This is a genomic window from Massilia sp. UMI-21 (genome assembly GCA_015277795.1).
Taxonomy (GTDB): Bacteria; Pseudomonadota; Gammaproteobacteria; order Burkholderiales; family Burkholderiaceae_D; genus Telluria.
The window spans coordinates 2,746,439-2,770,588 of record CP063848.1; the positions used below are offsets into that span (position 1 = coordinate 2,746,439).

Sequence of the window (24,150 nt, forward strand, 5' to 3'; positions counted from 1 at the left end):
CCGCCGATGCTCTCCGTGCCTGATGCGCTGTCCCGACTGCTCGACGCGGCGCGCCCCGTCACGGACGTCGAAACGGTCCCGACCCTGGAAGCGAACGGCCGGGTGCTGGCCGAAGACCAGCGCGCCAGCATCGACGTGCCTTCCGCCGACAACACCCAGATGGACGGCTACGCGGTGCGCGCGGCGGACTGCGCGAGCGGCGGCGCCACCCTGCGCGTGGCCCAGCGCATCCCGGCGGGCAGTGTCGGCGCGCCACTGGCGCCCGGCACCGCCGCCCGCATCTTCACCGGCGCCCTGATTCCGCCGGGCGCCGATGCGGTCGTGATGCAGGAGCAGTGCGAGGCGCTGGGCGACAGCGTCACGGTGCGCCATGCGCCGCGTCCGGGCGAATGGATCCGCCGGACCGGCGAGGATGTCGCGGCCGGCGCGGTGATCCTGCCGGCCGGCACCCGCCTGCGCAGCCAGGAACTGGGGCTGGCCGCCTCGGTGGGCCTGGCCACGCTGAAGGTGGCGCGCCGGCTGCGCGTCGCGGTGTTCTTCACCGGCGACGAGCTGGCCATGCCGGGCGAGCCGCTGGCGCCGGGCGCCATCTACAACTCGAACCGCTTCACCTTGCGCGGCCTGCTGGAGAACTTCGGCTGCGCGTTCACCGACTACGGCATCGTGCCCGATTCCCTGGACGCCACCCGCGCCACGCTGCGCGAGGCGGCCCGCGATCACGACCTGATCATCACCTCGGGCGGCGTCTCGGTCGGCGAAGAAGACCATATCAAGCCCGCGGTCGAGGCCGAAGGGCGCCTGGACCTGTGGCAGATCGCGGTCAAGCCGGGCAAGCCGCTGGCCTTCGGCGAAGTCCGGCGCGACCTGGGACACGCAGTCGAGCACATGAGCGGCTCCGCGTTCTTCATCGGCCTGCCGGGCAATCCGGTGTCGAGCTTCGTCACCTTCCTGCTGTTCGTGCGGCCTTTCCTGCTGCGCCTGCAGGGCGCGCGCGGCCAGCTGGCGCCGCGCGCCTACATGATGCGCGCCGACTTCGCCTTGCCGAAGGCCGACCGCCGCAACGAGTTCCTGCGCGTGCGGGTCAACGCGGACGGTGGGCTCGACCTGTTCCCGAACCAGGGCTCGGGCGTGCTGACCTCGACGGTCTGGGGCGATGGGCTGGTCGACAATCCGCCGGGTCAGCCCATCCAGGAAGGCGATCTGGTGCGCTTCATTCCCTTCGCCGAACTCCAGCATTAGGATTGCCATGAAGATTACATTGCGCTATTTCGCCTCGGTGCGCGAACAGGTCGGCACCGGACAGGAAAGCCTGGCGTTGCCGGAAGACGTGACGACGGTGGCCGCGGTGCGCGCAGCGCTGGTCGCCCGCGGCGGCGCGTGGGCCGAGGCGCTGGGCCCGGAGCGCGCCGTGCGCACGGCCTGCCGGCAGGTGATGTGCGGGCCCGACACCGAGGTGAGCGATGGTGTCGAGGTGGCCTTCTTTCCGCCCGTGACGGGCGGCTAGGGCCGGCGGCGGGAGAGCCTGGCCGCCGGACCCGATCACCGCCGCGGGCAGCGCGTTCAGATCATCGCGATCGACTGCTCGGCCAGTTCCAGCAGCCTGGCGCAGTTGGCGCTGCGTTCGCCGTACTCGCGCCAGGCGCTGGTGCGCGCGAGTGCCTGCCACTGGCGCAGGGCGTCGCCGTTCATGTCGACAATCTGGGCGCCGGTCGACCGGTACAGGGCGGCCACGTTGGCGTCGTCCGCACGGGCGGCGTTCAGCGCGAAGGCTTCCAGCCCGGCGCCGACCGCCATGATCGCGGCCTGCTGTGGCTTGCTCATGCGGTCGAACACGGTGCGCGACATCATCAGGGGCTCGAACATGAACCAGTAGGCGCCGCCGCGCGCCGTGGTCAGGGCGCGGCTCGCTTCCTGCAGGCGGAACGAAATCAGCGAGGTCGACGAGGTCAGGGCCGCGTCGAGCGCGCCGCTCTTCATGGCCGCCTGGATCTCGTTGGACGGCATGTTGACCACGGTGGCGCCGGCGTCCGCCAGCAGCCGGTCCATCTCGTGCGAACCGCCGCGCACCTTCAGCCCCGCCACGTCTTCGGGGTGCAGGATCGGCTTGCCGCGCGAGGCGACGCCGCCGGCCTGCCAGATCCAGCTCACCACCACCAGGCCCTGCTCGAGCAGGATGCGGGTCAGCTCGCGCCCGACCGGGGCGTTCTTCCACGCGTAGCCTTGCTCGTAGGAGGTGACCAGGCCCGGCATCAGGCCGATGTTCGCTTCCGGGGCTTCCGCGCCGGCATACGACAGCGGCACCAGGGCCAGGTCCAGGCCGCCGCTGCGCAGCGCCCCGATCTGGGCGTTCGGGGCCATCAGGCGCGAGTCGGGATAGATCGTGAATTTCAGTCCGCCGCGGGTGCGCCGTTCGACGTCGGCCGCGAACATGCGGCACAAGCGGTCACGGAAATCGCCTTCGGCGATGCTGCCGCTGGGGAACTGGTGAGAGATCTTCAGGTTGTCTGGCTGCGCCCATGCGGACTGCATCCAGAGGGGGCTGGTCGCGATTGCGCCCAGCATCGTCCTACGGGACATCGCTGTCCTGTTCATTACCGACATACACATCCTCCAAGATGTTGAAACGGACTGCCTTCGCGAATCGTGGCCGCCTCGTCGAGCGGGAGGCCATCGTTCGTTGTAGCGGGTACAAGAATATTCCTGCCATATCTATTGTCAAGCAGAATCTTATAGATTTGGCACATAGTCCAACGTCAGGGCGGGAGTATGGGCCCGCCGCCCCGACGCCGTCTTGATGCAGTCTGGAGGAGGCTTGATTATCCTTTCGGGTCCGGATGCCGGCACATCGCGCACCGGGCGCCGCGTTCGGCGCGGTAGTAGCGCGAGCCGATGAAGATGGCGGCCGACACCACCGACCAGGCCAGCGATTCGCGCCAGCCGGTCGCGAAGGCTTCGCCGCGCAGGAACACGTCGACGGACGCCAGGAGGGCGAACATCGAGCTTGCCGCCAGCAGGTACTGGCCGCTCCAGTAGATCAGTCTTTGCATCGCATGCTCCCAGGGTCTACAGCTGCTCGAGGAAACGGCGGACGGCATCCGCCACCGCCTCCGGCTGGTCGATCATGGCGAAATGGCGGGCCTTGTCGATCGCTTCGACCTCCAGGCGCGGCGTTCCCGCCATCAGCTCCCGATAATACGCAAGCTTGTCGGCTGCGCGCATGTTGTTCAGGGCCGCGGCGTCGGGCGCGTAATAGGGCGCCAGCACCAGCACCGGCGCGCGAATGGCGGACAGCTGCGGGCGCAGGTCGCGCGCCAGCACCGCGCCGACATAGGCGGCGACGGCAGCCGGATCGCTGCGCGCGGTCAGCCGCGCCGCATCGTCGGCGCGGCCCATGTCGACCATGCCGATGCTGCGCATGTATTGCTGCTGCTGGGCGGCGAAGGCCGCGCCGTTCATGGCCGCCATGCGCTGGCGCATCGATTCGGCCAGCGCCGCGCGCTGTGCCGGGGGCGTGTCCTCGGTGCGCGGCATGACCGGCAGGCCGTCGATGCTGACCACGCCGCCGATGCGCTCCGGGAGCTGCTCGGCCAGGGCGAGCGCCAGGGTGCCGCCGAGGCTGTGCCCGACCAGCACCGGCTTGGCCAGCTTGCGCGCGGAGATCAAGCCGGCCAGCGCGGCGCGACTGGCCTCGAACGGGTCGCCGTCGACGGCCGGACGGCCGTCGAAGCCGGGCAGGGTGACCACGTACACGCTGTGGGTCGGTGCGAAGTCGCGCACCATCTGCTGCCACACCCAGCCGCCGGTGGACAGGCCCGGGATCAGGACCAGGGCGCGCGCGCCGCTGCCGTGGCGCTCGACCAGCATGCCCCCGATCTCGAAGCGTTCGGCGGGCGCGGGCGCGGCGGCGAAGCGGTTGGGCGCCTGCCGGGCCTGACCCTGCGGCGCCGCCTCGGCGGCGAAGGCCGGGGCGGCGCCGGGAAGGGCTGCGGCGAATACTGAGGCAAATGCTGCGGCAAATGCCGCGGCGAACTTCGAGGACGCTTTCATGCTGGCTCCTGGTCGGGGGTGAAGATCGATTCGATCGGTAACTGGAACAGTCTGGAAATGGCGAAAGCAAGGGGCAGGCTCGGGTCGTAGCGGCCGGTCTCGATCGCGTTGACGCTCTGGCGCGACACGTCGAGCATCTCGGCCAGCTCGGCCTGGCTCCACCCGCGCCCGGCGCGCAGGGTTCTGATGTGGTTGTTCATCGGTCGAGCAGCTTGCGCACCAGTTGCACCAGGGCGGTGGCGCCGCACAGCACGCACCACACGACGAACATCGACAGTTTCGGGTAGCCGGCGGTCTCGAGGAACCCGTAACTGAAGGTCAGGCCGGCGGTGATGGCGGCGGCCAGGGCGACGTTTTCCAGCAGGCGCATGCGCACGTATTCGTCGATCCGGCCGAAGTGACGCGCGATGGCCCACAGCGCCAGCGCAAAGCCGATCATCGGCGACAGCAAGACCAGGGTGCGCCCCAGGCCCTCGCCCATCGGACGCCCCCAGCGGATGGCGGCGAGCAGCAGCACCGTGTACAGCGCCAGCGCGCCCATCAGCTCGCGCATGTACGCCTTGCCGACCCGTTTTTCGTGCATGACATCCTCCGTGAAGTAAAGTATGCTTGACATCGTAGTCAAGGAAACTAGACATGTCAAGCTCCCTTTACATCGTCCCTGCATTTTTATGCAGGGCGCAAACTCGACTACAATGCCGCTCCTTCCCGTTCGCCGCATGCACCCATTCCCGATGACCCAGCAGCCCAGCCAACCCCACCGCGTCTCCGTGATCGGCGGCGGCCCCGCCGGCCTGATGGCGGCCGAAACCCTGGCCGCCGGCGGCGTGCAGGTGGACGTCTACGACGCCATGGCATCCAGCGGCCGCAAGTTCCTGCTGGCCGGGAAGGGCGGCATGAACATCACGCACTCCGAGCCGCTGCCGGCCTTCCTCCGGCGCTACGGTGCGCGCGAACCCGAGGTCGCGCGCTGGCTGGCCGATTTCGGGCCGCAGGCGCTGCGCGACTGGATCCATGGCCTTGGCATCGAGACCTTCGTCGGCAGTTCTGGGCGGGTGTTTCCGTGCGAAATGAAGGCGGCGCCGCTGTTGCGCGCCTGGCTGCACCGGCTGCGTGAAGCCGGGGTGCGCTTTCACATGCGGCATCGCTGGCTGGGCTGGCAGGACGGGCGCCTGCGCATCGCCGCGCCCGAGGGCGAGATCGGGGTAGAAGCCGATGCGACCGTGCTGGCCCTGGGCGGCGCCAGCTGGGCCAGGCTGGGTTCGGACGGCGCCTGGGTGCCGCTGCTGGCCGACAAGGCGGTGGAGGTGGCGCCCTTGCTACCGTCCAACTGCGGCTTCGACGTCGACTGGAGCGCGCACTTCAGCGACAGGCATGCGGGCGCGCCCCTGACCACGGTCGCCATCGGCTGGCGCGGGCTTGACGGCACGCTCGACAAGCGCCAGGGCCAGTTCGTGGTCACCCAAACGGGAATCGAGGGCAGCCTGGTGTATGCCGTCTCGGCGCCGCTGCGCGACCAGATCGCCCGCGACGGCAGCGCCACCATCTGGCTCGACCTGCTGCCCGACCTCGACCCCGCGCGGGTCGCGCGCGAAGTGGCGCGGCCGCGCGGCTCGCGCTCGATGTCGAGCCACCTGCAGGGCCGCCTGGGAATCAAGGGTGTCAAGGCCGGACTGCTGCACGAATGCCTGTCGAAACAGGATTACGCCGATCCGGACCGGCTGGCGGCCGCGCTCAAGGCGCTGCCGCTGGTGCTGCGCCGCCCGCGCCCGATCGACGAGGCGATCAGCAGCGCGGGCGGGGTGCGCTTCGACGCACTGGCGCCGGACAGCACCATGCTGCGCGCGCTGCCCGGCGTGTTCGTGGCGGGGGAAATGGTCGACTGGGAGGCGCCGACCGGCGGTTACCTGCTCACCGCCTGCTTCGGCAGCGGCCGCGCCGCCGGGCGCGACGCGCTGGCCTGGCTCGGGCTTACTCCGAAAAAGTGACCGCGCCGCTGCCGGTGCGGCTGACGCTGCGCTCGGCCGGATTGCCGACCACTTCGATATCGCCGCTGCCCGAGATCGAGGCCGCGACCTTCTCGCGCGCATGCACCGTGCTCCGGCCGGAACCGGTCTGGCTGACCTGGACGGTCTCGGCGCGCAGGTGGCGCGCATCGAGTTCGCCCGAGCCGCTGGCGTTGGCGTGCAGTTCGTGGGTGCTGCCGACGATGGTCATGTGTCCCGACCCGGTGAGCAGCGCGTCGAAGCGCGCGATGCCGGCGCCGCCGTTCAGGTCGAGTTCGCCATTGCCGCTGAGGGCCGCGTCCACCTCGCGAAAACGCCCGTTGAAGCGCAGGCTGCCGCGGCCTTCCATGCGCACTTCGATGCGTTCGCCCGAAAAACCGTTGACCGTGCTGTCGCCGCTGCCGTCCACCGTGACGCTGTCCAGGCCGGGCAGGACCAGGTCGACCTGGAGCGGGTGGCGGCGGCTCAGCACCATGCCGCGGATGCCGATGTGCAGGACGGCGCCGTCCGCGCTGATGTCGACATTGTCGAGCAGGCGGGTTTCGCCGCGCACCTTGAGCGAAGGCGTGGCGCCATAGCGCAGTGTCAGGTTGATCGGGCCCTCGAGGTCGACGGCCTTGACGCCGGCCGGCACTTCGCGCGTCTCGCTCGCCACCCGGCGGCCCTCGGCGGCCGCGGTCACGCCATTGGCGCGCAGCGCGGCGTAGCTCAGGCCGATCAGGACAAACGCCAGCAACAGCAGGCTGAACCCGACTTTCAGCAATGCCCGCATGGTTCAGGCTCCCTTCAGCAGCGACAGGTTCATGTTGAGGTAGCGCCGCAGTCCGACCAAGGTGTACCTGGTAATCACCAGCGACACCAGGAACAGCAGGATCCCGCCCAGCAGCATGGCCAGGCCGAACAGGGTCTGGGTGGTACGCGACTCGCCGTCCATGTCGGTGGTGATCTGGATGCCGGCATCGGCGACCTTCTCGGCGCGCCGGATCACCACCGAGGAAGCGGCCGCCTCGTCCGGGTCGTCCTGGGCGTCGGCGTCGGCGTCGGGCAGGCGATCCTCCTCGATATGGATGCCCTGCTGGCCGATCGAGACGCGGGTGCGCCCGTTCTCGATCCGTTCGCGGCGCTCGCCGGATTCGAGGACCTCGATCCGGTGCAGCGGATTGTTCAGGATCAGCTCGTTGGCGCCGGCCAGGCCGCTGGCCGTGATGGCGATGCCCGACACGTAGAAGCCGAGCGCGGTGCCGTAAACGGCCACCAGCAGCGAGGCGTACACGGCGGCGGGAATCGCCATGAACAGGTTGAAGACCAGCAGGCCGGCGCCGGCCACGACCATGCGCAGCGCATTCGCGGGCGACTTCTTGTCGTTGAACGCACTCAGGTGGGCGCTGGCGCGCAAGCTCACCGCCACCTTGCGCGGGTCGCCCAGCTCCTCGGCGATGCTCCTCTCGGTGCGTCCGGCCGCCATGCCGTCCACGAAACGCTGCTCGTACCAGGCCAGGGTCTTGGCCTGGGTGGCCGGCGGCAGGCCGCCCATGGCGCGCTTGAGCGCATCGAGATATTCCAGTTTGCCCATGTTGTGCGGTTCCTAGTGATGTGCGAGGACGGGAATCGCACCGATCGCCAGCGCGGTGGCCGGCGCCGAGCCGCCGATGAGTTCGGGCTGGACCAGCACGGCCGTGCTGGCCGCCACCAGCATGACCAGGGCCAGGGCGCGCACGCCGAGTCGGAAGTTACGCATGTTATTCAATCCGTCAGACCTGTTTCGATGCTATGAGCTTACGGAAGGGGACGCAGCCGCGCCATCACCGTGCGACAGGCTGCGTTTTTCGCGGGGCAGGGCGCGGTAGGCGCCGATAAGCTTCGCCGCCGCCAGGCCGCTGCGTACCGCGGTTTCCAGCGTGGCCGGGTAGTCGCTGGCGGTGTAGTCGCCCGCCAGCACCAGCCCCGGCAGGGGGGTAGCGCCCGCCGGCCGCGCCAGGTCCGGGGTGCAGGAGAAGGTCGCGCGCTTTTCCGTGATCACCCGCGACCAGCGCGGCGCCGCCAGCTCCGGCCGGCGCAGGTCCTGCGCCAGCTGGGCCGCGATGGCGGATGCGAGCGCATCCTGCTCGAGTGCGGCGGCCTCGCCGGCGGCGCTGACCACCACCGCGAGCAGCCCCGGCTGGGCGGCGTCGAGCTGGCCCCGATCGAAGACGAACTGGCCCCAGCGCCCGCCGGCCGGATCGTCCAGCAGCGCATGGAAGGGCAGGTCGAGGCGCACGGCCGGATCGTATTGCAGGTAGCAGGTGGCGATCGGTTCGTAGGCCAGGGCCGCCAGCTGCTGCGCGAGCGCCGGCGCGAGCGGTGCGATCAGGTCGGCCGATTGTGTCGCCGGGGTGGCCAGCACCACGGCGTCGACGTGCCGCGCGCCGTTCGAGAGCGTGAGCTGCCAGCCGCCTGCGGTGGCGGTGATGCCGGTGGCCTTGACCCCGGTCAGCACCTGGCCGCCATGTGCTTCGACGTAGCGCGCGGCGGCCTGTGGGAACAGGGCGCCCATGTCCATGCGCGGCAGCAGCATGTCCGAGGCGGCGCGGCGCTTGGCGCCGAGGCTGTCGCGCAGGACGGCCAGGAACACCTTGGCCGACGCGCGTTCCGGCGGGGTGTTCAGCGCCGCGATGCACAGCGGATGCCAGAGCAGGCGGTTCAGGCGCGGGGTCTGGTCGAAACGGGCCAGCAGTTCGGCGACCGTGCAGTCCTGGTACAGCACCCAGCCCATCCAGCGCGCGGTGGTGGTGAAGCGCGCCAGTGCGAGCTTGTCCTCGCGCGCCAGGCCCTTGGCGCGCAGCAGGGCGCCGAACAGGTGCAGCGGCGCGGGCCAGTGGGGGGCGAGGAAGTCCATGCCGCCGCTGCCCTCGGGATAGCGCATCTGCACCGGCAGGCGCAACAGGGCGGTCTCGGGGTCGATCCCGACCTGGCGCAGCAGGCCCAGGGTCTCGCCATAGGCGCCCAGCAGGATGTGCTGGCCGTTGTCGAGGGTGGTGCCCTTCAGTTCGCCCCCCAGCTCGACCGCGCGGGCCCGCCCGCCGAGACTGCGCGCGCTTTCCACCAGGCCGACCCGGACGCCGGCGGCGGCCAGCGCGACGGCGGCGGCGCAGCCGGCCCAGCCGCCGCCGACGACGGCGACCTCGAACCCGCCACTAGGTGCGGACATAGGTTTTCCAGGCCAGCCACAGCTTGCGCAGCGGCGTGAGCGAGATGCGCTGGTTCAGCACCTGGAAGTTCTCTCGCGCGATTTCATCGAGCAGGGTGCGGTAGATCGCCGCCATCATCAGCCCCGGGCGCTGGGCGCGCCGGTCTTCCTTCGGCAACAGGGCCAGCGCTTCGTCGTAGGTGCGCTGGGCGCGCTCGTTCTGGAAACGCATCAGCGCCTCGAACTTCTCGCCGTGGCGGAAATTCAGGATGTCGGCCGCCGTCACGTTGAACTGCTGCAGTTCGTTGACCGGGATGTAGATGCGGCCCTTGCGCGCGTCGTCGCCGACGTCGCGGATGATGTTGGTGAGCTGGAAGGCCAGGCCGAGCTTCTCGGCATAGGCCAGGGTCTGCGGGTTGCTGTAGCCGAAGATGCTGGCCGACAGGATGCCGACCACGCCCGCCGCCCGCCAGCAATACTTCTGCAGGCCGGGGAAGTCGAGGTAGCGGCTCTGGTCCAGGTCCATCTCCATGCCGTCGATGATCGCCTGCAGGTGCTGTTCTTCGAGCCGGTAGGCGGCGACGTGGGGCTGCAGCGCCTGGGTCACCGGGTGGGTCGGGCTGCCCTTGTACATGGTCGACACCTCGGTGCGCCACCAGGCCAGCTTGATGCGGGCGACCGAAGCGTCGGAGGTGTCGTCGACGGTATCGTCGACCTCGCGGCAGAAGGCGTACAGCGCGGTGATCGCGCGGCGGCGCTCGGGCGGCAGGAACAGGAAGCTGTAGTAGAAACTGGAGCCGCTTTGGACCGTCTTTTGCTGGCAGTATTCGTCGGGGGACATGTATTTATTCTTCGTTGCTGATGGCGTGGTATGCGCTGCGAATCCGCTATCTTAGCCGATGCGGCCACGGCGTAGGGTGGTCGGCTCTGCCGACCGCGCGTTCAATTCCCGCTCGTTTGGACGGATCGATTATTCTTCTGTTGGCTGAACCCGCCCGCCCTACGAAAAACGGATCACGATGCGTCACATCCGCAGGGCGCGCCAGCCGACCACGAGCCAGTCGGGCGGCGCCAGGGTCGGGCGGCGGCGGAACACGTCGTAGTCGGCGCGCTCGATCGCTTCCAGGATGCGCAGGCCGCCCTGCACCATGAGGCGCAGCTCCCAGCCGATCCGGCCGGGCAGGCGGTATGCCAGCGGGGCGCCGCCCAGCATCAGGGCGCGCGCCCGGTCGACCTCGAAGCGCATCAGCGCGCGCCAGGCCGGGGTCGCGGGGCTCGCCGCCAGTTCGGCCTCGCTCAGGCCATGGCGCTCGAGGTCTTCGAGCGGAAGGTAGATGCGACCCTTGGCCAGGTCGATCGCCACGTCCTGCCAGAAGTTGATGAGCTGCAGCGCGGTGCAGATCGCATCCGAATCGCGCAGGTTGCGCTCGTCCACGGCATCGTAGAGTTCCAGCATCAGGCGCCCGACCGGATTGGCCGAACGGCGGCAATAGTCGAGCAGGCGCGTGTAGTCGGCATAACGGCTGGTCACCACGTCCTGGCGGAAGGCCGACAGCAGGTCGTGCATCGGGCCGACCGGCAGCCGGAAATCGCGCACCACGCCGGCCAGGCGCGCAAACAGCGGGTCGGCCGGCACCAGGCCGCGCTCGATCGCCGCCAGTTCCTGCCCGTAGCGCTCCAGCTCGGCCAGCCGCGCGGGCGGCGCGGCATCGCCTTCGTCGGCGATATCGTCGGCGCTGCGCGCAAAGGCATAGATGGCCTCCACGGCCGGCACCAGGCGGCGCGGCAGCAGGAAGGAGGCAACCGGGAAGTTCTCGTAATGCTCGACTGGCATAGTTGACTGATGACTCTACTATCAGGTTCTCGTCTGTTTCGCTGATTATAATTGCTTGTTTACAAATGCCCTAACTTGGCAACTGGTTTGGCACATCACGCACAAGGGATCCACGTGTTCGCTTTTTCGACGTTCGCGCTCGCTGCTGGTGTTTCTCACCGGGCCGCTGGGCGTCGCGGGCGCGGCGCTGGCCGTGATTCCCCTGTCGCGCTCGGTGTTCCGGGGACCGATGGCGGTGGCGATCATGGGCGGGCTGCTGGTGGCGGCCGGGAGGGGCACGCCCTGAGCGGCGCCGGCGGCGCACTGCTTTACCCGGCTTTTCCCGGCCTTGCGAGGCATGTCCAATCTGCAGTGTTGTCGTTCGGCAACATATCCCGGCTTTTTGCGCCCCCTGAGAAATCGCAAATTGAATGGATGACGGGGCGGTGCTACCCTGCTTGCACCAAAATGCGGCGGAATCTGACGCGGCATATCTGCAGGGAGCGTAAGCGTTTTGTCAATTTCACCGTACCACGGCGCCGGCGGCGCCCCACGCGATGACGCGTACGGCCTGCAACAACTGCAAGCCGGACTGGCTGCGAGTGCGGCCCTGTCGCAGCGGCTCGGCGCAGGCGGCGGCCGCCCGCTCTGCGAACGTATCGGCGCGCTGCTGCACGAACTGACGCATGCCGAACACAGCTTCGTGGCGCTGCGCACCAGCGGCCCTCCCGAGGCGTGCGCCTACCTGCATCGTGCCGTGCCGCCCTTCGGTGCCGGCGACCTGGCCGACGCGGCCGAACGCCTGCTGGAGCGCCTGGGGCCGGGGACCATCGCCACCCGGACGGTGCGGGGCACGCGCTTTCTTGCCGCCGCCCTGACGGCAGACGGGATCGAAGTGCTGGGCGCGCTGTGCTTTGCCGTGCGCGACGGCAGTGCGGTCGACGCCGCGTTCGACACCGCGGCCCTGCTGCGGCTGGCGGAGCAGGGCGCACTGCGGCTGGCGGCGCAAGCGCGGGCAGGGCGGTCGGCAGGGCAGGCTGCCGGAGCCCGCGACTCCCGCGACCCGTGGCGCCTGCCCGAGGCCGGCACCGAGCTGGGCTTGCTGCGTACGCTGGTCGACAACATGCCCGACTATATCTACGCCAAGGACCGTAACGGGCGCTTCGTTTTCGCGAATCGCGCCGCCGCGATCGGTATCCTGGGCAGCTACGACCTGCCGGCCCTGATCGGCAAGTCCGACCTGGATTTCTATCCGCTTGCCTGCGGCCAGCGCTTCTTCACGGACGAGCAGACGATCATCCGCTCCGGCCAGCCGATCATCGACCAGGTCGAGGAGAACCTGAGCAAGGACGGCACGCTGCGTTATTTTTCGACCACCAAATTACCGTTCTACAATCAAGACGGCGCAGCGGCGGGTATCGTGGGGATCTCGCGCGACATCAGCGCGCGGGTCGGCGCCGACGAAGTCGCCCGGATCCGCGATCGTGCCGTCGAATCCAGCCAGGACGGGATCCTGATTACCAGCGCTGCCGGCGAGGATCATCCGGTGATCTACAGCAACCCTGCCTTCGAGCGCCTGACCGGCTTCGGGACGGCCGAGGCCAGGCGCTGCGGCATCGAACGCTTCCTGCGCGAGCCCATGCAGGCCGGCCCGGCCGGCGGTGGGCAGCAGCCGGCCGAGCGCGGCGCGCTGATTGCCGGCCACGGCCAGCAGCGGGTGTTGCGCTGCGTACGCAGGGACGGCTCGGCGTTCTGGTGCGAAGTGCGGCTGGCCACCATCTGTGCGCCCGACGGTCGCGCCACCCACCACGTGTTCACGTTCATCGACGTGACGGCCGCCCACGCCGCCGAGGCGGAACTGATTCAATTGGCCGGCCATGACGCGCTCACCGGCCTGCCCAACCGGCGCATGCTGATGGCGCGGCTGGACTCCGAACTCCATGCCGGCGCGGCCGGAAAGCCTGGGCTGGCGGTGGCGTTCATCGACCTGGACGGTCTCAAGCGCCTGAACGACGAGCACGGCCATGAGGCCGGCGATGTCCTGCTGCGCGCGGTTGCCGACCGGATATCGCGCCGGATTCGCAAGTCCGACATGATTGCACGTCTCGGTGGCGACGAGTTCGTGCTGGTCTCCCTGCACGGCGGCGGCGTCTGCAGTCCGGACGAGGTGCGCGAATTCCTGGGCAAGGTCATGGACGGCATCGCCCAGCCGCTGGCGGTGGCCGGGACGACCGTGATGCCGAGCTGCAGCATCGGCGTCAGTCTCTACGGTACGCACGGGGCCGATGGCGAGACGCTGCTCAGGCGCGCGGATGCCGCGATGTACAGCGCCAAGCGCTGCGGCCCCGGCCGCATCGCCTTCGCGGACGCGGCGTGAACCCCGGTCGCGCCGATATGGATGAGATGCCCGTGCCCGTATGGCTGAGTTGCACTCCTCGCACGCCTAGCAAAAAACGCCCAATAGTGTCAGAAAATCCAGTAAAATAATCGATTGAAGTTGTAGCCCCTAAACAGAGGAGTGCAGGGCGGCCGGTTTCACTGTCGGGCGCCCTTTGTTTTTGTGGCAAAAAATGCAATCCTGCGCGAGGATGGCGAAATTGGTAGACGCACCAGGTTTAGGTCCTGACGCCAGCAATGGTGTGGGGGTTCGAGTCCCCCTCCTCGCACCACGAATAATTATTTTTTTGGACGATTTTTATAATGGCAACTGCAGTCGAAACCCTGGGTAAACTCGAGCGTCGCTTGACGATCACTTTTCCGGTAGCTGACGTCCGTACGGAGGTCGAAAAGCGCCTCAAGAAGCAGGCCAAGACGGCAAAGGCCCCGGGCTTCCGCCCAGGTAAGGTGCCGCTCAAGATGGTCGCTGCGCAATACGGTTACCAGATCGAATCGGACGTGCTGAACGACAAGGTCGGCCGTGCGTTCAACGAAGCCGCCAACGAGAACCAGCTGCGCGTTGCCGGCTTCCCGAAAATCGAGCCGAAAGAGGACGCGCCGGAAGGCATGCTGGCTTTTGACGCGACTTTCGAAGTCTATCCGGACGTCGTGATCGGCGACCTGGCCAATGTCGACGTCGAGACCGTGACCGCCGACGTGAGCGACGCCGAAATCGACAAGACCATCGACATCCTGCGCAAGCAGCGCGTGCACTACCACACCAAGGGCGAAGCGGGCGAGCACGGCACCGGCGGCGAAGCCGTGGCAGCCAACGGCGACCGCGTCACCGTCGACTTCGTCGGCAAGATCGACGGCGAAGAGTTCGCCGGCGGCAAGGCCGAGAACTACGCTTTCGTGCTGGGCGAAGGCCGCATGCTGCCGGAATTCGAAGCCGCGACCGTGGGCCTGAAGGTCGGCGAGAGCAAGACCTTCCCGCTGCCTTTCCCTGAGGATTACCACGGCAAGGACGTGGCAGGCAAGACCGCCGAGTTCACCATCACCCTGAACAAGCTCGAGTGGGCCCACATGCCGGAAGTCGACGCGGAATTCGCCAAGTCGCTCGGTATCGAAGACGGCTCGATCGAGAAAATGCGCGAAGACATCAAGACCAACCTGCAGCGTGAAGTCAACGCCCGCATCAAGGCGCGCAACAAGGAAGCCGTGATGGATGCGCTGGTCGCAGCCACCGACCTGGAAGTGCCGAAGGCCATGATCCAGCAGGATTCGGAGCGCCTGGCCGAGATGACCCGCCAGGACATGATGCAGCGTGGCATGGACGTCAAGGCGATGCCATTCCCGGCCGAGATGTTCGCCGACAAGGCCGAGCGCCGCGTGCGCCTGGGCCTGATCCTCTCGCAACTGGTCTCGGATAACAACCTGCAGGCAACGCAAGAGCAGGTCAAGGCCCAGATCGAAGACTTCTCGCAGAGCTACGAAGATCCGAAAGAAGTCCTGAAGTACTACTACAGCGACCGCCGCCGCCTGGCCGAAGTGGAAGCGCTTGTATTGGAAGAAAACGTCGTTAACTATGTCCTCGGCAAGGCCAAGGTCGGCAGCAAGACCATCGCTTTCGATGAACTGATGGGCGGCAACCCACAGGGTTAAGCAATTTCCAACCCGAAAGGGTGGAATGTGGTTCAATCGTAGGGTGGGCAGGTCTCCTGCCCACGCGTTCACACCGTGTTGAAACTGCCCGCGCGGCTGTTTCATGGGGCTGCTTGAACGCGTGGGCGGCGAAGCCGCCCACCCTACGTGTCTGTGAGAACCGCACGCACCTGCTAAGATTGGATTTCTGAACCCCTATTTACAAGGAACGAGACAGGTATGATTCGTAATCCGGCATTGGATACCCAAGCACTCGGCCTCGTGCCGATGGTGGTCGAACAAAGCGGCCGCGGCGAGCGCGCCTATGACATCTACTCGCGCCTCCTCAAGGAGCGCGTCATTTTCCTGGTCGGCCCTGTCAATGACCAGATGGCCAACCTGATCGTGGCCCAGATGCTGTTCCTGGAAAGCGAGAATCCGGACAAGGACATTTCGCTCTACATCAACTCGCCGGGCGGTTCGGTCTCGGCGGGCCTGGCGATCTTCGACACGATGAACTTCATCAAGCCGGACGTCTCGACCCTGTGCACCGGCCTGGCCGCCTCGATGGGCGCCTTCCTGCTGGCCGCCGGCGCCAAGGGCAAGCGGTTCTCGCTGCCGAACTCGCGCGTGATGATCCACCAGCCGTCCGGCGGTTCGCAGGGCATGGCCTCGGACATCGAGATCCAGGCCAAGGAAATCCTGTACCTGCGCGAGCGCCTGGCGCGCATCATGGCCGATAACACCGGCCAGAGTATCGAGCAGATCCACAGGGACACCGACCGCGACCGCTTCATGTCGGCGGAAGAGGCGGTCGAGTACGGTATGATTGACCGTGTTCTGACCAACCGCGCATAAATCGCCAACACCAAGCCAACAAGGTGTTGCCAAAAAACGCCCGGGCGGATGCACGTTCGGGCGTTTCGTTTTTATTTCAGGTAGCATGTTCGTGTGCGCACTTGTTGCGTACCCGTATTGGCGATATATTCATTGCAATTAATTAAATTACCTGCCCATGTCTGACAAAAAATCCTCCAGCGGCGAAAAACTTCTGTACTGCTCGTTCTGCGGAAAGAGCCAGCACGAAGTCAAGAAGCTGATCGCGGGACCGTCGGTGTTCATCTGCGATGAATGCATCGACCTGTGCAACGACATCATCCGCGACGAGACTTCCAACGTCGAAGCGGTGGCGGGCGCCAAGTCCGACCTGCCGACGCCTCACGAAATCACCGAGCTGCTCGACCAGTACGTGATCGGCCAGCAGACGGCCAAGCGCATTCTGTCGGTGGCGGTGTACAACCACTACAAGCGCCTCAAACACCTGGGCAAGAAGGACGACGTCGAACTGGCCAAGAGCAACATCCTGCTCGTGGGCCCGACCGGTTCCGGCAAGACCCTGCTGGCCCAGACCCTGGCGCGCATGCTCAACGTCCCGTTCGTGATCGCCGACGCGACCACGCTGACCGAAGCCGGCTATGTCGGCGAAGACGTCGAGAACATCATCCAGAAGCTGTTGCAAAGTTGCAACTACGAAGTCGAGAAGGCCCAGCGCGGCATCGTCTACATCGACGAAATCGACAAGATCTCGCGCAAGTCCGACAATCCGTCGATCACCCGCGATGTCTCGGGCGAAGGCGTGCAGCAGGCGCTGCTCAAGCTCATCGAAGGCACGATGGCGTCGGTTCCGCCGCAGGGTGGCCGCAAGCATCCGAACCAGGATTTCGTCCAGATCGACACGACCAACATCATGTTCATCTGCGGCGGCGCGTTCGACGGCCTGGCCAAGATCATCCAGAACCGTTCCGAGAAGAGCGGCATCGGTTTCGCGGCCACGGTCAAGAGCCAGACCCAGCGTGCGGCAAGCGAGATCATGATGGACGCCGAACCCGAAGACCTGATCAAGTTCGGCCTGATTCCGGAACTGGTCGGCCGTCTGCCGGTGGTCGCCACCCTGAACGAGCTGACCGAAGAAGCCCTGATCCAGATCCTGATCGAGCCGAAGAATGCTTTGATTAAACAGTACACGAAGCTGCTTGAAATGGAAGGCGCCGAACTCGAAATACGTCCTGCGGCCTTGCACGCGATCGCCCGCAAGGCCCTGGCGCGCAAGACTGGCGCCCGCGGCCTGCGTTCGATCCTCGAGCATGCGCTGCTGGACGTGATGTATGAATTGCCGAGCCAGCAGAACGTGGTAAAAGTCGTGATCGATGAAAATACGATCACGAATGCAGCAAAACCTTTGCTTATTTACAGCGAATCGCCGAAAGCATCCGGCGAAAACTAAAAAAAGGCGCGCACTCTTGCCACAAAAGTCTTGCCCTACGGATTCTTGAAGGTACACTACTTCATAATAAGAAGCCGGCTTCAATCGAAAAGCCACTCGCCGGGGTATCCCTGCGGTGGCTTTTTCATTTTAAATCCGGGGTTTTATTGGAACGGCCATTGATATTCTTTTTACTTGTGGAAAATATTTACTGCGGCGCTCTTGAGATTTAGCGTTGCAAGGCCCAAGTTCTGCAACACGCTCTTTATAAGGTATGCCATGACAACTTCGAAATTAACCGAGCAAACGACGCTGCCTCTCTTGCCGTTGCGCGACGTGGTCGTGTTCCCGCATATGGTGATACCTCTGTTCGTCGGCCGTCCTAAATCCATCAAGGCGCTCGAAGCCGCCATGGAGCAAGGCAAGAGCATCATGCTGGCCGCCCAAAAAGCCGCCGCCAAGGACGAGCCGTCCGCCGCGGACATCTACGAGATCGGCTGCGTGGCCAATATCTTGCAAATGCTCAAGCTCCCGGACGGCACCGTGAAGGTGCTGGTCGAGGGCGCCCAGCGTGCGCGCATCGATCAGATTACCGATGGCGCCACCCACTTTACCGCCGAGCTGACCCCGGTCGCCTCGGAAATCGGCGACGACTCCGAAGTCGAGGCGATGCGCCGCGCCATCGTCCAGCAGTTCGACCAGTACGTCAAACTCAATAAAAAGATCCCGCCCGAGATCCTCGCTTCGCTGGCGGGCATCGACGACGCCGGCCGCCTGGCCGACACCGTTGCCGCGCACCTGCCGCTCAAGCTCGAGCAGAAGCAGGTGATCCTGGAGATCTTCAACGTCGCCAAGCGCCTCGAGCACCTGCTCGGCCAGCTGGAAGGCGAACTGGACATCCTGCAGGTCGAGAAGCGCATCCGTGGCCGCGTCAAGCGCCAGATGGAGAAGTCGCAGCGCGAGTACTACCTGAACGAACAGGTCAAGGCCATCCAGAAGGAGCTCGGCGAAGGCGAAGAGGGCGCCGACATCGAGGAGCTGGAGAAGAAGGTCATCGCCGCCAAGATGCCGAAAGAGGCCATGGAAAAGGCGCAGGCCGAGATCAAGAAGCTCAAGCTGATGTCGCCGATGTCGGCCGAAGCCACCGTCGTGCGCAACTACATCGACACCCTGGTGTCGCTGCCGTGGAAGAAGAAATCGAAGGTCACCATCGACCTCGAGAAGGCCCAGCAGGTGCTGGAAGCCGACCACTACGGCCTCGACAAGATCAAGGAACGCATCCTGGAGTACCTCGCGGTGCAGCAGCGCGTCGACAAGCTCAAGGCCCCGATCCTGTGCTTCGTCGGTCCTCCGGGCGTGGGCAAGACCTCGCTGGGCGAGTCGATCGCCCGCGCCACCAACCGCAAGTACGTGCGCATGGCACTGGGCGGCGTGCGCGACGAGGCCGAGATCCGCGGTCACCGCCGTACCTACATCGGCTCGATGCCGGGCAAGGTGCTGCAGTCGCTGGCCAAGGTCGGCGTGCGCAACCCGCTGTTCCTGCTCGACGAGATCGACAAGATGGGCGCCGACTTCCGCGGCGATCCGTCCTCGGCCCTGCTGGAGGTGCTCGACCCGGCGCAGAACCACACCTTCAGCGACCACTACGTCGAAGTCGATTTCGACCTGTCGGACGTGATGTTCGTGGCCACCTCGAACTCGTTCAACATTCCGCCGGCGCTGCTCGACCGGATGGAAGTGATCCGCCTGTCGGGTTACACCGAAGACGAGAAGACCAGCATCGCGCAGCGCTACCTGCTGCCGAAGCAGATCAAGAACAACGGCCTGAAGGAAGGCGAGATCAAGGTCGAGGAATCGGCGATCCGCGACATCATCCGCTACTACACCCGCGAAGCGGGCGTGCGTTCGCTCGAGCGCGAGATCTCCAAGATCTGCCGCAAGGTCGTCAAGATGCTGCTGCTGACCAAGGCCGAGAAACGGATCACCGTCAACGGCAAGAACCTGGACAAGTTCCTGGGCGTGCGCCGCTACGACTTCGGCGTGGCCGAGAAGGAAAACCAGATCGGCCAGGTGGTCGGCCTGGCCTGGACCGAGGTGGGCGGCGACCTGCTCACGATCGAAGCCGTCAACGTGCCGGGCAAGGGCGCCATCATCCGCACCGGCACCCTGGGCGACGTGATGAAGGAATCGATCGAGGCGGCCCGCACCGTGGTGCGCTCGCGCGCCCAGCGCTTCGGCATCAAGGCGGAAGCCTTCGAGAAGACCGACATCCACATCCACGTGCCGGAAGGCGCCACGCCCAAGGATGGTCCGTCCGCCGGCATCGGCATGACGACGGCGCTGGTGTCGGCCTTCACCGGCATCCCGGTGCGCGCCGACGTGGCGATGACCGGCGAGATCACGCTGCGCGGCGAAGTGCTGCCGATCGGCGGCCTGAAAGAGAAGCTGCTGGCGGCGCATCGCGGCGGCATCAAGACGGTGCTGATCCCGGAGCAGAACGTGAAGGACCTGGCCGACATCCCGGACAACGTCAAGAACAAGCTCGAGATCGTGCCGGTGCGCTGGATCGAGAAGGTGCTCGAGGTTGCGCTGGAGCGTCAGCCGGAACCGGTGGCGGACGTGGCGGCGGCACCCGTGGCCGTCAACCCGACCCCGGCTGCGGAAGGGTCGTCCGATGTGGTCAAGCACTGACCGCTTCGCGTGATCGATGAAACAGGCGCCGCGGCGCCTGTTTTGTTTTCGGCGCCCGCCGCGGCCGCGGATCGCACGCGGCGAGCGTGGCATTTGCCCACAACCGACCGCAGCCTCCAAGGATGTTGCTTGACAGACCAATGTTGCCCTTGTTTAATACGCCCTTGCACTTTTGCAGTAAGGCGCCGCGGCGTCCAACGAATACACGAGGGTTAGAGTGAACAAGACAGAACTGATCGAAGAAATCGCGAAGTCCGCGGACATTACCAAGGCTTCGGCCACGCGTGCTCTCGACGCGATGATCACGGCGGTGACCGAGTCCCTGAAGAAGAACGACAGCGTCACGCTGGTGGGTTTTGGCACCTTCACCGTGGGCGAGCGTGCGGCCCGTACCGGCCGCGATCCGCGTACCAAGGAACCGATCAAGATTGCAGCTGCAAAGGTTCCGAAATTTAAGGCTGGTAAAGCTCTGAAAGATGCTGTAAACTAATGCCTTCTCTGCAGTGACATGCAGGGAGCACTACCCGGAAAGGATGCGGTTCGGTGTTGCGGGCCTCTCGCAATCCAGCCTGCCGGGTAAGCGCTGAAGTGGTTATTGTTGGAGCGGTAGTTCAGTTGGTTAGAATACCGGCCTGTCACGCCGGGGGTCGCGGGTTCGAGCCCCGTCCGCTCCGCCAACATCCACCTCATAGTCTGGAGCGGTAGTTCAGTTGGTTAGAATACCGGCCTGTCACGCCGGGGGTCGCGGGTTCGAGCCCCGTCCGCTCCGCCAGAATTCGGTAGTACTTGGGCAGTTCGATCAGGGCTGTCTCGAGAAGAAGGGGCGAACGCGAGTTCGCCTTTTTTTTTAACCTGTGCTGTTAAAGCATTTTCAACCTTGAATGGCTGACCATGTTTGATTTTGTCCGTAACAACAAGCGTGTGATGCAGGGGCTGCTGCTCGTGCTGATCGTGCCGTCGTTCGTGTTCGTCGGTGTCGAAAGCTACCAGAGCCGCGGCGATGCCGCCGCCGGCGTGGCGACCGTGGCCGGCCAGAAGGTCACCCAGCAGGAATGGGAAGAAGCCCAGCGCCGCCAGATCGACCAGGCGCGCCAGATGATGGGCGCGCAGTTCGACCAGAAGATGTTCGAGACGCCGGAAGCCAAGCAGGCGATCCTCAACAACCTGGTGGCCGAACGCGCCATCAACGCCGAGATCGCCCGCACCAACATGACCGTGGGCGACGCCGCGCTGGCCAAGACCATCGGCGAACTGCAGGCCTTCCGCAAGCCGGACGGCAGCTTCGACATCGAGCAGTACAAGGCGGCCCTGGCCGCGCAGGGCATGACCCCGGCGATGTTCGACCAGCGCCTGCGCCGCGACCTGACGGTGCAGCAGCTGACCGGCGCGATCCAGGGCACCGCTTTCGCGCCGCGCAGCGTCACCCAGCGCCTGTCGGACATCAATGACCAGGAACGCGAAGTGCAGGAACTGCTGTTCCCGATCGCGCAATTCCTGCCGCAGGTGAAGGTCACCGACGCGATGGTCAAGGCGTATTACGACAAGAATGCCGCGCTGTTCACCATTCCCGAGCAGGTCAAGGCCGAATACGTCGTGTTCGACGCGGACGCCGTCGCCAGCCAGGTGCAGGTGAGCGACGCCGAGGTCACCGACTACTACAACAAGAACCTCAAGGCCTACACCACGCCGGAGCAGCGCACCGCCAGCCACATCCTGATCACCGCCGCGCGCGATGCCAAGCCGGCCGAGCAGGCTGCCGCCAAGGCCAAGGCCGAGGCAGTGCTCGCCGAGGTGCGCAAGAATCCCGGCAACTTCGCCGAGATCGCCAAGGCCCAATCGCAGGATCCGGGCTCGGCCCCGTCCGGCGGCGACCTCGGCGTCGTCGAGAAGGGCACCTACGGCAAGGCGATGGAAGACGCGATCTATGCGCTCAAGGAAGGCGAGGTCAGCGGCGTGGTGCAGTCGGAATACGGCTACCACATCATCAAGCTCACTTCGCTGAAAGCCGCCGAGCAGAAGCCCCTGGCCGCCGCAAAGGACGAGATCGCTGCCGACCTGAAGCGGCAGAAGCTGTCGAAGAAGTACTCGGAGATGGCCGAGACCTTCACCAACATGGTCTACGAGCAGTCGGAAAGCCTGAAGCCGGTGGCCGACAAGCTGGGCCTGAAGATCGAGACCGTCGACGGCCTGACCCGCAAGCCGAACCCGCAGCTGGGCCAGGCGCCGTTCAACAACGAGAAGTTCCTGGCCGCGATCTTCGGCGTCGACGCCGTCAAGAACAAGCGCAACACCGAAGCGGTCGAAGTGTCGCCGAGCGTGCTGGTCTCGGGCCGCGTGCTCGAGTTCAAGCCGGCCACCAAGCGCCCGCTGGCGGAAGTCGACGCCCAGATCCGCCAGCGCGTCACGCTGGAAGAAGCGGCCCGCCTGGCGCGCGCCGCCGGCGAGCAGAAGCTGGCCGCCGCCAAGGCATCCGGCGACGCCACCGGTTTCGGTGCAGCGACGGTCGTGACCCGCACCAAGGAACCGGGTATCAACACCACCGCGGCGATCGCGGTGCTGAAGGCGGACGTGAGCAAGCTGCCGGCCTACGTCGGCGTGGATGTGCCGGGCCAGGGCTATGGCGTGTACCGCATCAGCAAGGTCTCGCAGCCGGCCGCCCCGGACGCCGAGCGCCGCAAGCAGGAAGCGCAGCAGATCTCGGGCATCGTCGGCCAGGCCGAGTTGTATAACTTCGTCGAGGCGCTGAAGGCCAAGGCCAAGGCGAAGATCACGGTGCAGCCGTCCCAGCTCGGCGGCAAGAGCGAGTGATTCCAGGCTGAACGTTAAGGTCAGAGCAAGCCCGGCTGTGTGAGCAGCCGGGCTTAATGAGATGGTCCCCCTCCACCCTGCAAGATACTAATCTTGTGGGGTGAGTTCTTTCTGAATGGAGGCCATCATGCAAGACGTTACGCTCATCGGCATCGATCTCGGTAAGCACGGTTTTCACCTGCACGGACAGGATCGACACGGTAAGGCGCTGCTGCGCAGGAAGTTCGACCGCAAGCACCTGATCACCTTTCTCGCCAACTTCCCACCCTGTACGATCGTGATGGAAGCCTGCGCCGGCGCGCACTGGATGGCGCGGCAGCTGTCCGCACTCGGCCACAAGGCCAAACTCATCTCTCCGCAGTTCGTCAGGCCTTTCGTCAAGGGCAACAAAAACGACTTCATCGATGCCGAGGCGATCTGCGAAGCAGCCAGCCGTCCATCGATGCGTTTCGTGACACCCAAGACCGAAGCCCAGCAATGCCTGTCGGCCCTGCATCGGACGCGCGAGTCGTTGGTGCGCGCTCGGGTCAAGGCAATCAATCAGATCCATGGATTCCTGCTCGAATTCGGTATCGGCCTGCCCAAGGGCGCGGGCATTATCAAGCGGCTGCCTTCCGTGCTGGCAGAGCGCGCTCTGCCAGCACGGCTGGTGAGCCTGATTGAAAGACTGCGTGCCCATATTCAGTATCTGGACGAGCAGATCGACGAGCTCGAGAAGGATCTGGGCAGGCAACTGCAGGAAGACGATCTTGGACAGCGCTTGATGGCGATTCCTGGCGTCGGACCGATTACGGCGAGTGCTTTGTCGGCCGAAATGGGCGACGGCAAGCAATACAGCTGTGGACGCGATTTCGCTGCATCGCTTGGTTTGGTGCCTCAGCAGCACAGTACCGGCGGGCGAGCGAATCTGCTGGGCATCAGCAAACGCGGCGACAAGAATATCCGGCGCCTGCTGGTACAGTGCGCGCGGTCTTACATGCGCGGCTTGGACCGGCACACCGACCGCCTGGCGCAGTGGGCGCGTTCCATGCTGGGGCGACGCCATTCCAATGTCGTAGCCTGCGCGCTGGCGAACAAGCTCGCCCGCACAGCATGGGCCATGGCGGCACACCATACCGAATACAAAATGCAAGAGGCCGTCACATCGCTGTGACGGCCTCCCGAGCTTGCTGTACCTAAGGACCTACCTGGTTTTGCGACGCTGATACTGGATGACGTGAACGGCACACCGGCCTGACGGATAACCTGGCATAAAAATCGGCTCCTGAAGCCGCGGGTTTTTTTAGGACCCATCAGGCGCGAACTCTCATCGTGGCGCGGAGCAAGTCTCCAACAT

Annotated in this window: 23 protein-coding genes and 3 tRNA genes; 15 read left to right on the plus strand and 11 right to left on the minus strand. The window is 65.8% G+C overall.

What is annotated here, in order from left to right:
• Window positions 1–6: 6 nt before the first annotated feature.
• Window positions 7–1,239 carry a molybdopterin molybdotransferase MoeA gene (locus IM543_12250; GenBank protein QOY92411.1) on the plus strand — a complete coding sequence of 411 codons (1,233 nt, stop codon included), beginning with the start codon at window positions 7–9 and terminating at the stop codon, window positions 1,237–1,239.
• Window positions 1,240–1,246: 7 nt separating this feature from the next.
• Complete coding sequence (gene moaD, locus IM543_12255) at window positions 1,247–1,504, plus strand: molybdopterin converting factor subunit 1 (GenBank protein QOY92412.1); 258 nt, start codon at window positions 1,247–1,249, stop codon at window positions 1,502–1,504.
• Between the two features lie 56 nt (window positions 1,505–1,560).
• Here the strand turns inward: moaD and dctP are convergent, their stop codons facing one another.
• The 5 genes from dctP to IM543_12280 all read right to left on the minus strand — a co-directional run bounded on the left by dctP (window position 1,561) and on the right by IM543_12280 (window position 4,630).
• Window positions 1,561–2,529 (minus strand): TRAP transporter substrate-binding protein DctP, encoded by a 969-nt coding sequence (dctP, locus tag IM543_12260; GenBank protein QOY96653.1) that lies wholly within the window; start codon window positions 2,527–2,529, stop codon window positions 1,561–1,563.
• A 287-nt stretch (window positions 2,530–2,816) separates the two neighbouring features.
• Window positions 2,817–3,047 carry a hypothetical protein gene (locus tag IM543_12265; GenBank protein QOY92413.1) on the minus strand — a complete coding sequence of 77 codons (231 nt, stop codon included), beginning with the start codon at window positions 3,045–3,047 and terminating at the stop codon, window positions 2,817–2,819.
• 16 nt (window positions 3,048–3,063) lie between these two features.
• Window positions 3,064–4,047, minus strand: coding sequence for an alpha/beta hydrolase (locus IM543_12270; GenBank protein ID QOY92414.1), 984 nt, complete (start codon window positions 4,045–4,047; stop codon window positions 3,064–3,066).
• Window positions 4,044–4,247: a helix-turn-helix transcriptional regulator gene (locus tag IM543_12275; GenBank protein ID QOY92415.1), complete on the minus strand. Its 204-nt coding sequence runs from the start codon at window positions 4,245–4,247 to the stop codon at window positions 4,044–4,046. Before IM543_12275 ends, IM543_12270 begins: the two co-directional genes overlap by 4 nt.
• On the minus strand, window positions 4,244–4,630 hold the full coding sequence (locus IM543_12280; protein QOY92416.1) for a hypothetical protein: 387 nt from the start codon (window positions 4,628–4,630) through the stop codon (window positions 4,244–4,246). Before IM543_12280 ends, IM543_12275 begins: the two co-directional genes overlap by 4 nt.
• A 151-nt stretch (window positions 4,631–4,781) precedes the next feature.
• Between IM543_12280 and IM543_12285 the strand changes: the two genes are divergently transcribed.
• On the plus strand, window positions 4,782–6,035 hold the full coding sequence (locus IM543_12285; GenBank protein ID QOY96654.1) for a TIGR03862 family flavoprotein: 1,254 nt from the start codon (window positions 4,782–4,784) through the stop codon (window positions 6,033–6,035).
• Here the strand turns inward: IM543_12285 and IM543_12290 are convergent.
• The 6 genes from IM543_12290 to hpnC all read right to left on the minus strand — a co-directional run bounded on the left by IM543_12290 (window position 6,019) and on the right by hpnC (window position 11,053).
• Window positions 6,019–6,825, minus strand: coding sequence for a DUF2807 domain-containing protein (locus IM543_12290; protein ID QOY92417.1), 807 nt, complete (start codon window positions 6,823–6,825; stop codon window positions 6,019–6,021). The two genes, IM543_12285 and IM543_12290, sit on opposite strands and share 17 nt — an antisense overlap.
• 3 nt (window positions 6,826–6,828) lie before the next feature.
• Window positions 6,829–7,626, minus strand: a complete 798-nt coding sequence (locus tag IM543_12295; protein QOY92418.1) for a DUF1700 domain-containing protein — start codon at window positions 7,624–7,626, stop codon at window positions 6,829–6,831.
• Window positions 7,627–7,638: 12 nt separating this feature from the next.
• Window positions 7,639–7,791, minus strand: coding sequence for a hypothetical protein (locus IM543_12300; protein QOY96836.1), 153 nt, complete (start codon window positions 7,789–7,791; stop codon window positions 7,639–7,641).
• 30 nt (window positions 7,792–7,821) lie between these two features.
• The gene (locus IM543_12305) at window positions 7,822–9,240 is read right to left on the minus strand and encodes an FAD-dependent oxidoreductase (protein ID QOY92419.1); all 1,419 of its coding nucleotides are present in this window, start codon (window positions 9,238–9,240) and stop codon (window positions 7,822–7,824) included.
• Window positions 9,227–10,060, minus strand: coding sequence for a presqualene diphosphate synthase HpnD (gene hpnD / locus IM543_12310; protein QOY92420.1), 834 nt, complete (start codon window positions 10,058–10,060; stop codon window positions 9,227–9,229). Before hpnD ends, IM543_12305 begins: the two co-directional genes overlap by 14 nt.
• Window positions 10,061–10,243: 183 nt before the next feature.
• Window positions 10,244–11,053 (minus strand): squalene synthase HpnC, encoded by an 810-nt coding sequence (gene hpnC / locus IM543_12315; GenBank protein QOY92421.1) that lies wholly within the window; start codon window positions 11,051–11,053, stop codon window positions 10,244–10,246.
• Between the two features lie 148 nt (window positions 11,054–11,201).
• Between hpnC and IM543_12320 the strand changes: the two genes are divergently transcribed.
• The 12 genes from IM543_12320 to IM543_12375 all read left to right on the plus strand — a co-directional run bounded on the left by IM543_12320 (window position 11,202) and on the right by IM543_12375 (window position 23,967).
• On the plus strand, window positions 11,202–11,339 hold the full coding sequence (locus IM543_12320; protein ID QOY92422.1) for a hypothetical protein: 138 nt from the start codon (window positions 11,202–11,204) through the stop codon (window positions 11,337–11,339).
• Window positions 11,340–11,546: 207 nt separating this feature from the next.
• Window positions 11,547–13,409, plus strand: coding sequence for a diguanylate cyclase (locus tag IM543_12325; GenBank protein ID QOY92423.1), 1,863 nt, complete (start codon window positions 11,547–11,549; stop codon window positions 13,407–13,409).
• Window positions 13,410–13,614: 205 nt separating this feature from the next.
• Window positions 13,615–13,701, plus strand: a tRNA-Leu gene (locus tag IM543_12330).
• A gap of 31 nt (window positions 13,702–13,732) precedes the next feature.
• Complete coding sequence (locus tag IM543_12335; protein ID QOY92424.1) at window positions 13,733–15,073, plus strand: trigger factor; 1,341 nt, start codon at window positions 13,733–13,735, stop codon at window positions 15,071–15,073.
• A gap of 219 nt (window positions 15,074–15,292) precedes the next feature.
• Window positions 15,293–15,910, plus strand: a complete 618-nt coding sequence (clpP, locus tag IM543_12340) for an ATP-dependent Clp endopeptidase proteolytic subunit ClpP (GenBank protein QOY92425.1) — start codon at window positions 15,293–15,295, stop codon at window positions 15,908–15,910.
• Between the two features lie 157 nt (window positions 15,911–16,067).
• Entirely contained in the window at window positions 16,068–17,336 is a 1,269-nt protein-coding gene (clpX, locus tag IM543_12345; protein ID QOY92426.1) for an ATP-dependent Clp protease ATP-binding subunit ClpX, read from the plus strand.
• A gap of 258 nt (window positions 17,337–17,594) precedes the next feature.
• Window positions 17,595–20,006 (plus strand): endopeptidase La, encoded by a 2,412-nt coding sequence (gene lon / locus IM543_12350; GenBank protein ID QOY92427.1) that lies wholly within the window; start codon window positions 17,595–17,597, stop codon window positions 20,004–20,006.
• Window positions 20,007–20,223: 217 nt separating this feature from the next.
• A complete protein-coding gene (locus tag IM543_12355; protein ID QOY92428.1) occupies window positions 20,224–20,496 on the plus strand; it encodes an HU family DNA-binding protein in 273 nt (90 codons plus the stop codon).
• Window positions 20,497–20,606: 110 nt separating this feature from the next.
• Window positions 20,607–20,683 (plus strand) — tRNA-Asp (locus IM543_12360).
• Between the two features lie 18 nt (window positions 20,684–20,701).
• Window positions 20,702–20,778: transfer RNA gene (locus IM543_12365), tRNA-Asp, on the plus strand.
• A gap of 119 nt (window positions 20,779–20,897) precedes the next feature.
• Window positions 20,898–22,814, plus strand: a complete 1,917-nt coding sequence (locus tag IM543_12370) for a SurA N-terminal domain-containing protein (protein QOY92429.1) — start codon at window positions 20,898–20,900, stop codon at window positions 22,812–22,814.
• A gap of 127 nt (window positions 22,815–22,941) precedes the next feature.
• Complete coding sequence (locus IM543_12375; GenBank protein QOY92430.1) at window positions 22,942–23,967, plus strand: IS110 family transposase; 1,026 nt, start codon at window positions 22,942–22,944, stop codon at window positions 23,965–23,967.
• Window positions 23,968–24,150: the final 183 nt, after the last annotated feature.

Coding starts and splice junctions, on each gene's coding strand:
- IM543_12250 (QOY92411.1), top strand. CDS start 7: ATGCTCTCCGTGCCTGATGCGCTGTCCCGACTGCTCGACGCGGCGCGC.
- moaD (QOY92412.1), top strand. CDS start 1,247: ATGAAGATTACATTGCGCTATTTCGCCTCGGTGCGCGAACAGGTCGGC.
- dctP (QOY96653.1), bottom strand. CDS start 2,529: ATGCAGTCCGCATGGGCGCAGCCAGACAACCTGAAGATCTCTCACCAG.
- IM543_12265 (QOY92413.1), bottom strand. CDS start 3,047: ATGCAAAGACTGATCTACTGGAGCGGCCAGTACCTGCTGGCGGCAAGC.
- IM543_12270 (QOY92414.1), bottom strand. CDS start 4,047: ATGAAAGCGTCCTCGAAGTTCGCCGCGGCATTTGCCGCAGCATTTGCC.
- IM543_12275 (QOY92415.1), bottom strand. CDS start 4,247: ATGAACAACCACATCAGAACCCTGCGCGCCGGGCGCGGGTGGAGCCAG.
- IM543_12280 (QOY92416.1), bottom strand. CDS start 4,630: ATGCACGAAAAACGGGTCGGCAAGGCGTACATGCGCGAGCTGATGGGC.
- IM543_12285 (QOY96654.1), top strand. CDS start 4,782: ATGACCCAGCAGCCCAGCCAACCCCACCGCGTCTCCGTGATCGGCGGC.
- IM543_12290 (QOY92417.1), bottom strand. CDS start 6,825: ATGCGGGCATTGCTGAAAGTCGGGTTCAGCCTGCTGTTGCTGGCGTTT.
- IM543_12295 (QOY92418.1), bottom strand. CDS start 7,626: ATGGGCAAACTGGAATATCTCGATGCGCTCAAGCGCGCCATGGGCGGC.
- IM543_12300 (QOY96836.1), bottom strand. CDS start 7,791: ATGCGTAACTTCCGACTCGGCGTGCGCGCCCTGGCCCTGGTCATGCTG.
- IM543_12305 (QOY92419.1), bottom strand. CDS start 9,240: ATGTCCGCACCTAGTGGCGGGTTCGAGGTCGCCGTCGTCGGCGGCGGC.
- hpnD (QOY92420.1), bottom strand. CDS start 10,060: ATGTCCCCCGACGAATACTGCCAGCAAAAGACGGTCCAAAGCGGCTCC.
- hpnC (QOY92421.1), bottom strand. CDS start 11,053: ATGCCAGTCGAGCATTACGAGAACTTCCCGGTTGCCTCCTTCCTGCTG.
- IM543_12335 (QOY92424.1), top strand. CDS start 13,733: ATGGCAACTGCAGTCGAAACCCTGGGTAAACTCGAGCGTCGCTTGACG.
- clpP (QOY92425.1), top strand. CDS start 15,293: ATGATTCGTAATCCGGCATTGGATACCCAAGCACTCGGCCTCGTGCCG.
- clpX (QOY92426.1), top strand. CDS start 16,068: ATGTCTGACAAAAAATCCTCCAGCGGCGAAAAACTTCTGTACTGCTCG.
- lon (QOY92427.1), top strand. CDS start 17,595: ATGACAACTTCGAAATTAACCGAGCAAACGACGCTGCCTCTCTTGCCG.
- IM543_12370 (QOY92429.1), top strand. CDS start 20,898: ATGTTTGATTTTGTCCGTAACAACAAGCGTGTGATGCAGGGGCTGCTG.
- IM543_12375 (QOY92430.1), top strand. CDS start 22,942: ATGCAAGACGTTACGCTCATCGGCATCGATCTCGGTAAGCACGGTTTT.